The 12,339-nt window shown below is 68.8% G+C and carries 11 protein-coding genes, 1 tRNA gene and 1 pseudogene; 4 read left to right on the plus strand and 9 right to left on the minus strand.

Annotated elements, in window-relative coordinates; translation table 11 throughout:
- Position 1: 1 nt before the first annotated feature.
- Positions 2–1,114: an isoaspartyl peptidase/L-asparaginase family protein gene (locus FBZ90_RS12225; protein ID WP_145732471.1), complete on the minus strand. Its 1,113-nt coding sequence runs from the start codon at positions 1,112–1,114 to the stop codon at positions 2–4.
- 104 nt (positions 1,115–1,218) lie between these two features.
- Positions 1,219–1,668 (minus strand): monooxygenase family protein, encoded by a 450-nt coding sequence (locus tag FBZ90_RS12230; RefSeq protein ID WP_145732473.1) that lies wholly within the window; start codon positions 1,666–1,668, stop codon positions 1,219–1,221.
- 61 nt (positions 1,669–1,729) lie between these two features.
- Here FBZ90_RS12230 and FBZ90_RS12235 point away from each other — a divergent pair, with 61 nt between their 5' ends.
- On the plus strand, positions 1,730–2,386 hold the full coding sequence (locus FBZ90_RS12235; RefSeq protein ID WP_211102003.1) for a TetR/AcrR family transcriptional regulator: 657 nt from the start codon (positions 1,730–1,732) through the stop codon (positions 2,384–2,386).
- An 89-nt stretch (positions 2,387–2,475) separates the two neighbouring features.
- Positions 2,476–3,822, plus strand: a complete 1,347-nt coding sequence (locus FBZ90_RS12240) for an AmpG family muropeptide MFS transporter (RefSeq protein WP_145732477.1) — start codon at positions 2,476–2,478, stop codon at positions 3,820–3,822.
- Here the strand turns inward: FBZ90_RS12240 and FBZ90_RS12245 are convergent.
- Positions 3,792–4,364: a hypothetical protein gene (locus tag FBZ90_RS12245; RefSeq protein ID WP_145732479.1), complete on the minus strand. Its 573-nt coding sequence runs from the start codon at positions 4,362–4,364 to the stop codon at positions 3,792–3,794. The genes FBZ90_RS12240 and FBZ90_RS12245 overlap by 31 nt on opposite strands.
- 255 nt (positions 4,365–4,619) lie before the next feature.
- Between FBZ90_RS12245 and FBZ90_RS12250 the strand changes: the two genes are divergently transcribed.
- Positions 4,620–4,694 (plus strand) — tRNA-Met (locus FBZ90_RS12250).
- Positions 4,695–4,793: 99 nt separating this feature from the next.
- Here the strand turns inward: FBZ90_RS12250 and FBZ90_RS12255 are convergent.
- The 5 genes from FBZ90_RS12255 to FBZ90_RS12275 all read right to left on the minus strand — a co-directional run bounded on the left by FBZ90_RS12255 (position 4,794) and on the right by FBZ90_RS12275 (position 9,030).
- Entirely contained in the window at positions 4,794–5,315 is a 522-nt protein-coding gene (locus FBZ90_RS12255) for an META domain-containing protein (protein ID WP_145732481.1), read from the minus strand.
- Positions 5,316–5,431: 116 nt separating this feature from the next.
- Positions 5,432–6,460: an alpha/beta hydrolase family protein gene (locus tag FBZ90_RS12260; RefSeq protein WP_145732483.1), complete on the minus strand. Its 1,029-nt coding sequence runs from the start codon at positions 6,458–6,460 to the stop codon at positions 5,432–5,434.
- A gap of 64 nt (positions 6,461–6,524) precedes the next feature.
- Positions 6,525–7,400 carry a class I SAM-dependent methyltransferase gene (locus FBZ90_RS12265; RefSeq protein ID WP_145732484.1) on the minus strand — a complete coding sequence of 292 codons (876 nt, stop codon included), beginning with the start codon at positions 7,398–7,400 and terminating at the stop codon, positions 6,525–6,527.
- A 38-nt stretch (positions 7,401–7,438) separates the two neighbouring features.
- Positions 7,439–8,602: a tRNA 2-thiouridine(34) synthase MnmA gene (gene mnmA / locus FBZ90_RS12270; RefSeq protein ID WP_145732485.1), complete on the minus strand. Its 1,164-nt coding sequence runs from the start codon at positions 8,600–8,602 to the stop codon at positions 7,439–7,441.
- A 113-nt stretch (positions 8,603–8,715) separates the two neighbouring features.
- Positions 8,716–9,030, minus strand: a complete 315-nt coding sequence (locus FBZ90_RS12275; protein WP_145732486.1) for a ferredoxin family 2Fe-2S iron-sulfur cluster binding protein — start codon at positions 9,028–9,030, stop codon at positions 8,716–8,718.
- A gap of 388 nt (positions 9,031–9,418) precedes the next feature.
- On the opposite strand from FBZ90_RS12275, the gene FBZ90_RS12280 reads away from it, so the two are divergent.
- Positions 9,419–11,437, plus strand: a complete 2,019-nt coding sequence (locus tag FBZ90_RS12280; protein WP_246130353.1) for a CocE/NonD family hydrolase — start codon at positions 9,419–9,421, stop codon at positions 11,435–11,437.
- A 43-nt stretch (positions 11,438–11,480) separates the two neighbouring features.
- On the opposite strand, the pseudogene FBZ90_RS12285 reads toward FBZ90_RS12280, so the two are convergent.
- A pseudogene (locus tag FBZ90_RS12285) lies at positions 11,481–12,224 on the minus strand (YoaK family protein); the annotation flags it as partial.
- Positions 12,225–12,339: the final 115 nt, after the last annotated feature.

A 12,339-nucleotide genomic window follows, 5' to 3' on the forward strand; every position in this document is an offset into this window, starting at 1 on the left:
GTCAGGGCTCGTTCTTGGGGTGGGCCTTGGCGGCGCCCTCATCCTTGAAGATGCCGAATTCCGGCGTGCCGCCCTGCTTCACCCGGATGCGGTACATGCCGCTGGTGTTGAAGCCCCAGGCCAGCGTGCCGTCGGGCGCGGCGGCGATAACGCCGCCGTCGCCGCCCAGGGCCGTCAGCCGGTGCTGGATGACCTCATCCACCGCCACCTGCAGCTTCATATGTCTGTACTGTACCAGGGCGCAGATCTCGCGCGCCACCGTCAGGCGGATGAAATACTCACCGGACCCGGTGGCGGAAACGGCGCAGGACTGGTTGGAGGCATAGGTGCCGGCGCCGATGATGGGGCTGTCGCCGATACGGCCTGGCCGCTTGGCCGTCATGCCGCCGGTGGAGGTGGCGGCGGCCACGTTGCCCTGGGCGTCCACGGCCACGGCGCCCACGGTGCCGAAGCGATGGGCGTCCGCCGGCTCGAAGTTCCGCAACTCCAGCAGGGTGTGCTTGTCCGGTTCCGGTGGGGCGCCCGCCGGGCGCGGCGGCACGGGCAGGCCCTTGTCCGTCAGTTCCTTGACCAGCGCCTGCCAGCGCCGCTCGGTGAAGAACCAGGCGGGGTCGGCTTGTTCCAGGCCCGCCTCCTTGGAAAAGGCGTCCGCGCCCTCGCCCGCCAGCATTACATGCGGCGTCTTTTCCATGACGGCGCGGGCCAGGCTGATGGGGTGGCGGGTATGGGTGACGGTCGCGACGGATCCCGCCTTCAGGGTGGCGCCATCCATGATGGCGGCGTCCATCTCGTTGCGGCCAGCGGCGGTGAAGACGGCACCCCGGCCGGCGTTGAACAGAGGATCATCCTCCAGCACCTTCACCGCGGCCTCGACCGCGTCCACCGCCGTGCCGCCGGATTTCAGCACGGCGGTGCCGGCCTCCAGCGCCGCGGTCATGCCGGCCTGGTAGGCGGCGGCGACCTCTGGCGTCAGCTTGGCGGGATCGACGGTGCCGGCGCCGCCGTGCAGTTCCATGGCCCAAGGGCGTGCCTTTTCCGCCGCCAGGGCGGTGCCGCCCAACAGCGCCCAACCCAACGCCGCGCCCGCCAGCAGCCGTGCCCCGTTCGCCCCCATATGCCCCTCCGTCCAACGCCGTATCTTCTGCCGCCCCCCGCAAGAGGGGGCTGACGATAGTCCCGCAAAACGGATAAAGGATAAAGACCCAGCCGTCGGAACGGTTAGCCGGTGGCCAGGCGGTCGCGCGCGCTCATGAACGGGCCCGTGGGCGGGCGGGCGTCAGCGAAGGCGCCAAAGCCGATGGGCCGGGGCATGTTGACGTAGATGGCCTCCATCCCGCCTTGGCGCCGGTAGGTCTCATGCCAGAAGCCGGCACCGCTGTCCTTGGCCAGGAAGTCCCGCCACCAGGTGCGGTGGGGTTCGCTGCGGGTGAAGCGCTCCAGGCTGTCCAGGTCGCGCCAGTATTGCCGCATGCCGATATGGCGCAGGCCGTAGATGACCTGCTCATGCGCCAGCAGGCCCTCGGGAAAGTCCCGGGCGATGCGGGTCAGACCCCGGCCCAGGCGCATCAGGCCGAGAAGGCCCCGCAGGCTGTTCACATGAAAACCCAGGTAGATTACGACCAGGTCCGGATAGGCGGACAGGTCGACCGAGGCGCGGCGCTGTTGCATGGCACCCTCACGATGAAGTTTACTGCGTAAACATGAGGCATCTAAAACGAGGATGTTTACAGTGTCAACAGAGAAGGCGGGCTATCATCACGGCAACCTGCGCGAAACCCTGGTGCGCACCGCCCTGACCCTGCTGGAGGAAAGCGGGGTGGAGGCGCTGAGCCTGCGCGCGGCGGCACGGGGTGCCGGCGTGTCGGCCATGGCGCCCTATCGCCATTTCGCCGACAAGGCCGCCCTGTTGGCGGCGGTGGCGGACCAGGGATATGCGGACCTGCGCGACCGGCTGGCTGCAGCCGACACCCAGGCGGACCCGCGCCAGGCCTTGGTGGAACAGGGTGTCGCCTACGTGCGCTTCGCCTGTGAGCGCCCGGCCTTGTTCCGCCTGATGTTGGGGGCGCCGTCCGCGGGCGCGGCCCCTGGACCCAAGGCCCCTGCCCACCAGCCCCCTGGCCCCCAGCCCCCCGGCCCCAAGAAGACCGCCGGCAGCGGCTATGACATCCTGTCGGCCCGGGTGGCCGGGCTGGTCGCGGAGGACCGGCGCGATACCGCTGTGGTCGCGGCCTGGTCCCTGGTGCATGGCTTGGCCTGCCTGGCGGTGGACGGCCGCCTGCACGGCATGCCGGGGGGGATGGCGGCGCCCGAGGCCTTGGCTCGGCAGGTGACCAGCCTGTTCACCGCCGGTCTGGTCGCCGCCAGACCGCCGTCCGTAAGTGCCTGAAGCCTGGACGCCTGAAGCCTGGACGGGGGCGGCCCCCGCAGGCGATGATGCCGCCCCCAAGAACCGCCCTTGCAGATAGCGCCGCCCCCATGACCGCACCCTCCGCCCCGCCCAGCGCCACGGGCCCGGCCACCGCCGGCTGGACCCAATGGCTGGACCGCCGCGTGCTGACGGTGCTGTTCCTGGGATTCGCCAGCGGCCTGCCCTATTTCCTGTTGTTCTCCACCCTGTCGGCCTGGCTGACGGAGGTGCATGTCAGCCGCACGGCCATTGGCCTGTTCGCCATGGTGCGCAGTCCCTTCACCTTCAAACCGCTGTGGGCGCCCCTGATCGACCGGCTGCCCCTGCCGGTGTTGACGCGCGCGCTGGGGCAGCGGCGGGGTTGGGCCCTGGCCACGCAGGCGGCCCTGATGCTGGCCCTGCTGGCCATGGCATCCAGCGATCCTGCCGCCAACCTCTACTGGCTGGCGGTGGCCACGGTCGCCACCTCCTTCGCCTCGGCCAGCCAGGATATCGTGCTGGACGCGTTGCGCATTGAACTGCTGCCGGAAACCTTACAGGCCCCCGGGGCCAGCGCCTATCTGGTGGGGTATCGCCTGGGCATGATCGTGGCGGGGGCCGGGGCCCTCTACCTCTCCACCCTGATGCCCTGGTCCACCGTCTATACCGTCATGGCGGCGCTGGTCGCCATCGGCATGGTGGCCGTGGTGCTGGCGCCGGAGCCGGCGCGCCCGCCGCCGCCGCCGCACCAGCGCTTCGACGTCTGGGTGCAGGAGGCGGTGGTGGCGCCCTTCACCCACTTCGCCACCCGACGCGGCTGGCTGGCCATCCTGGTGTTCGTCGCCATCTACAAGCTGGGCGACGTCTATGTGAACGTGATGGCCACCAATTTCTATTTGAGCGAAGGCTACACCAAGGTGGAGATCGCGGCCGTCACCAAGATGCTGAGCATGGCCTGCGCCATCGCCGGCGCCGTCATCGGCGGCGCCCTGGCCGCGCGCATCGGTCAAGTGCGGGGATTGTTCCTGTGCGGCACCTGCATGATCATCACCAACCTGATGTACGCCGTGCTGGCGACCCAGCCGCACAGCGTGGTCCTGCTGGGCTTGGTGGTGGGGCTGGAGTTCTTCGCCGGGGGTATGAGTGCCGCGGCCTTCACCGCCTTCCTCTCCCGCCTGTGCGACGCGGGCTTCACCGCCACGCAATACGCCCTTCTATCCAGCCTAGCCACCCTGCCGCTGGACATCCTGTCGGGCGGCACCGGCTGGCTGGCGGATCATCTCAATTCCTGGCCGTTATATTTCACCGTCAGCGCCAGCCTGGGCGTTCCCGGCCTGCTGCTGCTGGCCTGGCTGGCACGCACGGCCGACATCCACCATCGCCCCGACGACATCGGGGCGGCGGATCAGGACGGGTCGCGCCCCGTGCCCGCGTGATCGGACCGGACGGGCGCCGCCTCCAGCGTCACCGCCCCCAGGTCGATGCCCGTCTCCCCGCCCTTGGTCGACAGCCTGACGCTGCCACCCACCAGGCTGACGGTGTTGGCCACGCCGGCGGCACCCAGGTTGCGATCCACCCCCGCCAGCAGGCCGCGCAGATTGATGGGCCGGTCGGCATAGATGACCGGGTCCAGCACCTGGGTACGCAGCACCAGGCGGCCGCTGGTCAGCGAGGCCAGCGGGTCCACCTCCACCACCGCGCGGGCGGCGGTGATGGAGGGGCGGTCCGGCGTCACGGGATTGGCCAGGCTAAGGTCATGCAGCACCAGGCGGGCGATGAAGCCGTGCTGCACCTCGGGACTGGCCCGTATCACCACGCCACTGGCGGGATCGTCGCTCAGGCGCGCCATGACGGTCTGCGCCCAGCCGGGCAGGTCCACCGCGTACGGAAAGACCACCACCAGCACGATCGCCATCAGGATGAGGAACGTCACCAGGCGGAACAGCAGGCGGAAAGGGGCCGTGATCAGGGACAGCATGCGGGTTTGACGGCGTCCGGGCGGATAGGATGCGGCGGTGACTGTATCGGTGGTATCATAGCCCCGCCACCTGTTCTTGGCCGTGCCGATCTCCCCGCGCGGCTGAGATTGGCGCCTGATAAGGGCCGCGATGGTTCACGCATCGGACCCATGCCGAAAAATGCGCCATGGCCTTGGTCAGGCCCTTGACAGGCCCCCGTCAGGTGTCCTACATGACGGCCCTCACCAACGCCGGCCCGTCCGGCGGCGGTTTATGGCAGCGTAGCTCAGTGGTAGAGCAGGGGAATCATAATCCCTTGGTCGGGGGTTCAAATCCCTCCGCTGCTACCAATCCGGCGGTGTCTAACCCGCACCGGCCGCTTACACGAACCCCCGGGAAGACCTGCACGGCTCCCGGGGGTTTGTTGTTTCAGGACGCCCGTATAGCGCTTACTGGCCCACTGTGTTGCCGACGGACGCCGGCTCTGGCGCCTCTCCGTTCATCACCCGCACGAACAGCAATTCGTCGCCCGCGCTGCTGGCCAGGGTCAGGGTGTCCACGTTGCGGCCGGGGTCGACCTCCCGGGTCAGGGTGGTGGCGCTGGCCAGGACGGCCAGATAGTCCTGCTCCAGCTTGGCGCGTTCCGGGGACAGGCAGGCCATGCGGGTGGTGGCGGCCGGCATCACCTGCAGATAGCCGCTGGCCAGCGTGTAGCCGCCACGGTAGCGGTTGCAGCCGGCGCTGCCCGACAGGATGTTGGCGGCGCCGTCACGGCTGAATCGGATGCTGATGGGGCCGCCATTGCCGCCCGGCATCAGGGGATAGGCAGCGCCGTTGTTCTGCTCCCAATGCTGTAGTTCCCAGCCGGTGCCCGCCAAGTCCTCCGCCGAGACGTTGGACATGGGCTTGGGCATGGAACAGCCGGCCAAGGCCCAGGTTGCCAGACAGGCGATCACAACGGCACGCCGCATCCCTCATCCCTCCAAAATTTCCGGCAAGCCCTTGTTCCGCATGCCGAATGTGGTGTGATCACTATGCGCGCGCCGGGTCATCCCTGGCGATACCTCCTTATGATTGAACCGACCGGCTAGGGCCCCTTGCCCTCTGGCCTAAGCGGGGCCGGGCCAGGCGGGGGCGTGGAACCGTCCTTTTGCCAGAACCAGGCGAACGCGCGGGCATATTCCGCCCCGGTTTCCGACGCGGCGCCGGGCGTGACCGCCAGGCTGTGGTCGGCGCCCGCGATGCGACGCAAGGTGACGTCCCGCCCGTCGGCCAGCAGGGTGGCGGCCGTCAGTTCCAGGGACAGCAGCGGCGTCGCCTGATCCTCCGTCCCGCCCGCCAGGTAGACCCGCGCCTTGGCGTGGCGCAGTTCCTCCGTCGCCGACACCCGTAGGAACGAACTCCACCGCCGATAGGGATGGCCCCAGACGAAGGCGGTGGCGTTGTCAGGGTCGGCATTGATGGCCCGCACCTGGTCGGCCAGACCATCCAGCCCATCGCGGCCGATATGGGCCCAGCCGCCGCCCAGATAGGCGAAGGCGACGATGTCGAACAGGGGGGTGGGGCCGCCGGCGCCGAAGGCCGCGACGTCGGTAATGGTGGCGTCGTGCCCCGCCAGCAGGGCGGCCATCACCGCCCCTTCGGAATGACCGAAGGCCAGGGTGCGGGCGGGATCGACCCCGGGCTGCCGTCGCGCGTCCGCCAGCGCCGCCTGCAACGCGACCAGCCACCGTTCGGCCGTGAAGTCCCGGTTGAACTCGGCGGCGCACCCTTCGGCGCCCGATGTCTTGGCCCCTGGTGGCAGGCCGGCGTGCGGCTTTTCCACCGCCAGGACGGTGAAGCGGCCATCCTTCAAGGCGGCGCCCAGGGCGAAGAAGCTGGTGCTCTTGCGCCCGTCCGCAGCCCCCTCCCGGTCATGGAACAGCGCGGCGCAGCCGGACCCCTGAATGATCACCGCCAGGGGACGGGGCGCCCCGTGGGGCACGGACAGGTAATAGGTGATGTCGCGGCCCAGCGGATCGATGACATGATGTTCCAGCAGCGGCCATCCCGGCACCGGCACACCGGCCGCCTGCGCCGATGCCGTCAGCGCCCACCCCCAAAAGCCCAGCGCCATCAGCCCTATCCGCATCATCCATTCCCCGGCGGCGTTTCACCGGAGAGTGTAGGCGTGCGGATTGCTACAATCCAGGCGCGATTGGTGACGGGCTGGTAACGGCGGCATGCGCCAGCCTGCTGATGCCGCCCAGGCCCAGGCCATCGGTGCGGCCGGCGAAGTACCGGGGGTTCAACTCCGCCGCCCCGACATCCGTGACCGTGCCAAAGCCGACGGCGCTCAAATCCGCCGCCAGGGTTTCTGGGATGAAGAAGCTGCGCCACGCCTCCCCCTCCGCCGCCGCGCGGTCCGCCATGGCTTGGAAAGCGGCGCGCTGTTTCTCACTCAGGGTGTCCGGCGGCAGGCTGTAGTCGAAAACGATACCGCTGCCGACAGGCAGGGCGGCGATGGCGCGTAGCGTATCCAGGATGGCGTCGCGCGTGAGATAGATGGCCACCCCCAACCACGCGACAAAAGCCGGCCGATTCCGGTCAAAGCCGGCGCGGGCCAGCCCCTCCGCCAAGGTGTCGCGCTCGAAATCCACGCCGGCATAGGCGACGCTGGATGGTGGCAGGATGCCCGCCGCCGCCAGCATGTCCCGCTTCCACGCCTGCGTCGCCGGGTGATCCACCTCGAACACCCGCAGATCGGGATAGGGATTGCGGTAGGCGAAGGTGTCGAGGCCGGCGCCCAGCACCACGTACTGCCGCGCGCCATCGGCGACGGCGGTGGCCAGCGTATCCTCGGCGAACCGGCTGCGGGCCACGACGGAGGCGCGCAGGAAGCGCACGGTGGGCGTGTGCAGCCGCGCCTCATCCGAGCGGATGCGGGCCTCGGCACCCGGCCCCAGGATGGGTAGGGCGACCGGATCGGCGAAAACCACCGGCCCGTCCATGATCTGGTGCGCCGCCCGCAAACCGGCGACGGCAAGGGCGGTGCGGCTGGGGCGTCCGGGATGCATGGGGCTTCCGCTTCGAAACCTGGGAAGCCCACCTTATGCTAGGCGGCGCCCACGATCCAGCCGCCACCCAGGACGCGGTCGCCCCGGTAGAAGACGGCGGCCTGGCCAGGGGCGACGCCGAACTGGGGCTGGTCAAGCTCCACGATAGCGCCCCCTTGAGCCCCCCCCCCGGGGGCGGTCGCCTCGCCCTCCAGGAACAGACGGGCCGACAGGGCCGGCTGGGCGGAGCGCAACTTGACCGTCACGGGCAGGCCATCGGCCGGGGCGGCGTCGCCCAGCCAGTTGACCTCGCGCACCATAACCCGGGTGCGGGCGAGCGCGGCGCGCGGGCCCACCACCACCTGGGCGCTGGCGGCATCCACACGCACGACGTACAGCGGGTCGGTGTCGCCGCCGGGTTCCGCCGCCAGGGTGGCATTGCCGCCCAAGCCCAAGCCCTTGCGCTGGCCGACGGTGTAGTTGATGACGCCGTCATGCCGGCCCAAAACGCGGCCATCGACATGGACGATGTCGCCCGGCGTCACGGCGCCGGGACGCAGGCGGTTCACCACCGCGGCGTAGGAGCCGTTGGGGACGAAGCAGATGTCCTGGCTGTCGGGCTTGTCGGCCACCGGCAGGTTGTAGCGGTCGGCCAGGGCCCGGGTTTCCGTCTTGGGCATGCCGCCCAGGGGGAAGCGCAGGAAATCCAATTGCGCCTGGGTGGTGGCGAACAGGAAATAGCTCTGGTCCTTGGCCGGATCGGCGGCGCGATGCAGTTCCGCCCCGTTGGCGCCCTGCACCCGGCGCACATAATGGCCGGTGGCCAAGGCCTCCGCCCCCAGGTCGCGGGCCTGGTCCAGCAGGTCGCGGAACTTGACCCGCTGGTTGCAGCGCACGCAGGGGATGGGCGTTTCACCGCGCAGGTAGCTGTCGGCGAAGTCCTGCATCACCGCGTCGGAAAAGCGGGACTCGTAGTCCAGGACGTAATGGGGGATGCCGATGGTCTCAGCCACGCGGGAGGCGTCGTAGATGTCCTGGCCGGCGCAGCAGGCACCCTTGCGCCCCACGGCCATGCCGTGGTCGTACAATTGCAGGGTGACGCCCACCACGTCGTAACCCTCCTCCTTCAGGAGAGCCGCGGTGACCGAGCTGTCCACCCCGCCGGACATGGCGACCACCACGCGGGTGTCGGCCGGCGCCTTATCGAAGCCTAGGGAATTCATGGGCCCGCATATGGGCCAAGACGCGCCAAAGCGCAAGCGCGGCCTGGCGGTCATTCCCGCAAGGCCGGCCTGTGCGTTTGGCGATCAGGGTTGAAAGCGGCGCTGGCGCCGGCTTACTTGGCGCCCGGCAGCATGACGACGAGGCCGTCCAGCTCTTCAGAGATACGGATCTGGCAGCCCAGGCGCGAGGTCTTGGTCAGGCCGAACGCCAGGTCCAGCATGTCCTCCTCATCCTCCTTGGCGTCGGGCAGCAGGTCATACCATTCCGGCGCCACGACGACATGGCAGGTGGAGCAGGCCAGCGAGCCCTCGCAGGCGCCTTCCAGATCGATGTTGTGCCGACGCGCGACCTCCAGGATCGACAGGCCCAGCGGCGCGTCCACCTCGCGGCGGGTTCCATCGGTCTCAACGAACGTCATCTTGGGCATGGCACTGCATCGCTCTAACTAGGGGTTGGCCAACAAATCTGGATGTCACCGGCGGGCGCTGCGGACGCCCGCCGGATCAGCCTGCTTTGGTAGAGGGCGGCGGAGCGCTTGTAAAGATGGCGTCGCGCATGCCGGCCGCCAAAGAGCCGCCCCCGCGACCAGACAGGCTATGGAGTGCGCCCATGCCATCGCATCCGCAGCCGGCGGATCAGGAAGCCCTATCGCAGTAGCGACGTCGTCCGGCCACCGAATTGCGGATGCCCCTCTCACCGACGGCTGCCCCTGAAACCGGTTCCCAGTCCGCCCTTCCACCTGGATCCATAATGGCTTAGCTTGGGTGCCCAACGGTTCGGGCGCCGGGCGTCGAACCATCCTGGATGGGGATCGCATGGATCGGGGATTGGGTAAGGGCATGCGGCGCGCCGTGGCGGCGCTGGGCCTGACAGTGACGCTGACGGGGGCGATGACGGCGCCGGTGGCGCTGGCGCAGGCGGCGTCCCAGGGCGCGGCGCAACAAGGGCAGGACAAGCCCTACAGCGTGCCGGAACACTACACCAAATACGAATATCGCATTCCCATGCGCGACGGGGTGGAGCTGTTCACCGTCGTCTACGTGCCCAAGGACCAGTCCAGGACCTATCCCTTCCTGATGGTGCGCACGCCCTACGGCGCCGGCGCGCGGGTCGGTCATGGGGAGCTGTGGTACGGCAGCGAGGCCTACCCCAAGCAACTGGGCCCGTCGCCGGACTTCGACAAGTCCGGCTACATCTTCGTCTTCCAGGATGTGCGCGGCCGCTATATGTCCGGCGCCAGTTGGGTGGAGATGCGCCCGCACATCGACGTGAAGAAGTCCAAGACCGATACGGACGACAGCAGCGACATGCACGACAGCGTGGACTGGCTGCTGAAGAACGTGCCGGGCAACAACGGCAAGGTCGGCATCTGGGGCATCAGCTACCCGGGGTTCTTTACATCATCCAGCATCATCGACAGCCACCCGGCCATCAAGGCCGCCTCCCCCCAGGCGCCGGTGACCGACCTGTACATGGGGGATGACGCCTATCACGGCGGCGCCTACATGCTGGCCGCCAACTTCAGCTTCTACGCCGCCTTCAAGCCGCAGAAGAACCCTACGACGGAGCCGCGCGGGTGGGGAGATTACGATTTCGGCACCACCGACGGCTATGACTTCTACCTGAAAAAGGGCAGCCTGGCGCAGATCAGCGACCTGTTCAGCAAGGAGGACGGGATCAACTGGCGCGAGATGGTGGACCACCCCACCTATGACGACTATTGGAAGCCGCGCGCCATCGCCCCGCACCTGAAGAACATCAAGGCCGCCGTGCTGACCGTGGGCGGCTGGTTCGACGCGGAGGATTTGCACGGCCCCTTCACCACCTACAACGCCATCGAGGCGCAGAACCCCGGCACGCCCAACAGCCTGGTGATCGGCCCCTGGGTGCATGGCGGCTGGGCCCGGTCCTACGGCCGCAAGCTGGGCGCGGTCGACTTCGCGTCCGACACCGGCGATTATTATCGCAAGAACATCCTTTTCCCCTTCTTCGAGCAGCACCTGAAGGGCGCGCCCGACGCCAAGCTGTCCAAGGCCACGGTGTTCGAAACCGGCACCAACGTCTGGCGCCAGTACGCCTCCTGGCCGCCGAAGCAGGCGCAGACGCGCACGCTGTACCTGCAGCCCGGCGGTGGACTGGCCTGGACGGCGCCGGCCCAGGCGAAGAACGGCACCAAGTTCGACGAATATGTCAGCGACCCGGCCCACCCGGTGCCCTATGTCGGCTATGTCACCACCGACGTGCCCAAGGAGTACATGGTGGCCGACCAACGCTTCGCCACCACGCGGCCGGATGTGCTGGTCTACCAGACCGCCCCGCTGGAGAACGATGTGACCATCGTCGGTCCGGTGTCGCCCAAGCTGTTCGTCTCCACCTCGGGCACCGACAGCGACTGGGTGGTGAAGCTCATCGACGTCTATCCCCAGGAGCTGCCGCCCGGCCAGCCCAGCGGCGAGGGGCCGGGCGACCCCAAGGCGGACGTGCCGCCGCCCTCGGTGGAGATGGGCGGCTACCAGCAACTGGTGCGCGGCGACCCGCTGCGGGGCAAGTTCCGCAACAGCTTCGAGAAGCCGGAACCCATGGTGCCGGATCAGGTGACGCCCATCCGCTACGCCCTGGCCGACATCAACCACACCTTCCGCCGCGGCCACCGCATCATGGTGCAGATCCAGAGCAGCTGGTTCCCCCTGACCGACCGCAACCCCCAGACCTTCGTCGACATCCCCAACGCCAAGCCGGAGGACTTCAAGGCCGCGCGGGAGCGGGTTTATCGCAGCCCCGACTATCCCTCGGCGCTGGAAGTGCGGGTGATGCCGGGGGTGGGGGCGCCCTGACCCCCACTCAACCCGACACCCCTCACCGGGGCGCGGGCGCGCGCCGCAGGTCGTCGATCAGCGGCACGATGGCCAGCAGCAGAAGCAGCAGGGCCAACGGCACCGTCACGGAAAAGCCGATGACCTTGAAGCCCAGGGCGCCGAGAACCCCGCCGCCGAAGAACGACCCAACCAGGCTGCTCAACAGGCGCAGCTTGGGCAGGTCGGCCTGGACGCGGGCGCCATCCTGGCCGACAGCCCTAACCGCGTCCTGCGACCGCCGGTTCCAATAGAGCATCTTGCCCAGCTCGATCCCGATATCCGTCACCATCCCCGTCATGTGGGTGGTGCGGATGCGGGCGCGGGATATCTTGGTGATGATGGCGTTCTGCAGGCCCATGATGAAGCACAGCAGGGGCACGGCCAGGTTCAGGAAATAGGGGACAGCGGGGCGCAGGATGCCCAGCGCGCCGAACAGCAGCAGCAGGGCCGCCTCCAGCGACAGGGGCATGGCATATTGGCTGGTGTTGCCGCGGCGGCGTCCCCAGTTAATCAGGATGGCGGAAGAGGCGGCACCGGCCAGGAAGGCGCCCAGCGCGCTCAGGCCCATCAAAACCATGTCCCTGGCGCCCAGCACCAAGTTGTCGGCCAAGCCGGACACCACCCCGGACATGTGCGAGGTGTACTGCCCCACCGCCAGGAAACCGCCGGCGTTGGTCATGCCGGCGACGAAGCACAAGGCCACGGCCAGTTGCGCATCCTCCCGGTCGCCGCGTTCCGGCGCGATCAGGCGCCGCAGGCGGTCCAAGGGCCCGGCCGGCCCTGGCCGGGGAATATCGTCAAAGGAAGAAACGCCGCTGTAGGTCTTGTCCATGCCCCGCATCCCGGTGGCTGCCGGGCGGCACGGGCGCCGCCCGCCCCCA

The organism is Nitrospirillum pindoramense, from assembly GCF_007827955.1.
GTDB classification, from domain to species: Bacteria; Pseudomonadota; Alphaproteobacteria; order Azospirillales; family Azospirillaceae; genus Nitrospirillum; species Nitrospirillum amazonense_B.

Coding starts and splice junctions, on each gene's coding strand:
- FBZ90_RS12225 (WP_145732471.1), bottom strand. CDS start 1,114: ATGGGGGCGAACGGGGCACGGCTGCTGGCGGGCGCGGCGTTGGGTTGG.
- FBZ90_RS12230 (WP_145732473.1), bottom strand. CDS start 1,668: ATGCAACAGCGCCGCGCCTCGGTCGACCTGTCCGCCTATCCGGACCTG.
- FBZ90_RS12240 (WP_145732477.1), top strand. CDS start 2,476: ATGACCGCACCCTCCGCCCCGCCCAGCGCCACGGGCCCGGCCACCGCC.
- FBZ90_RS12245 (WP_145732479.1), bottom strand. CDS start 4,364: ATGCTGTCCCTGATCACGGCCCCTTTCCGCCTGCTGTTCCGCCTGGTG.
- FBZ90_RS12255 (WP_145732481.1), bottom strand. CDS start 5,315: ATGCGGCGTGCCGTTGTGATCGCCTGTCTGGCAACCTGGGCCTTGGCC.
- FBZ90_RS12260 (WP_145732483.1), bottom strand. CDS start 6,460: ATGGCGCTGGGCTTTTGGGGGTGGGCGCTGACGGCATCGGCGCAGGCG.
- FBZ90_RS12265 (WP_145732484.1), bottom strand. CDS start 7,400: ATGCATCCCGGACGCCCCAGCCGCACCGCCCTTGCCGTCGCCGGTTTG.
- mnmA (WP_145732485.1), bottom strand. CDS start 8,602: ATGAATTCCCTAGGCTTCGATAAGGCGCCGGCCGACACCCGCGTGGTG.
- FBZ90_RS12275 (WP_145732486.1), bottom strand. CDS start 9,030: ATGCCCAAGATGACGTTCGTTGAGACCGATGGAACCCGCCGCGAGGTG.
- FBZ90_RS12280 (WP_246130353.1), top strand. CDS start 9,419: ATGGATCGGGGATTGGGTAAGGGCATGCGGCGCGCCGTGGCGGCGCTG.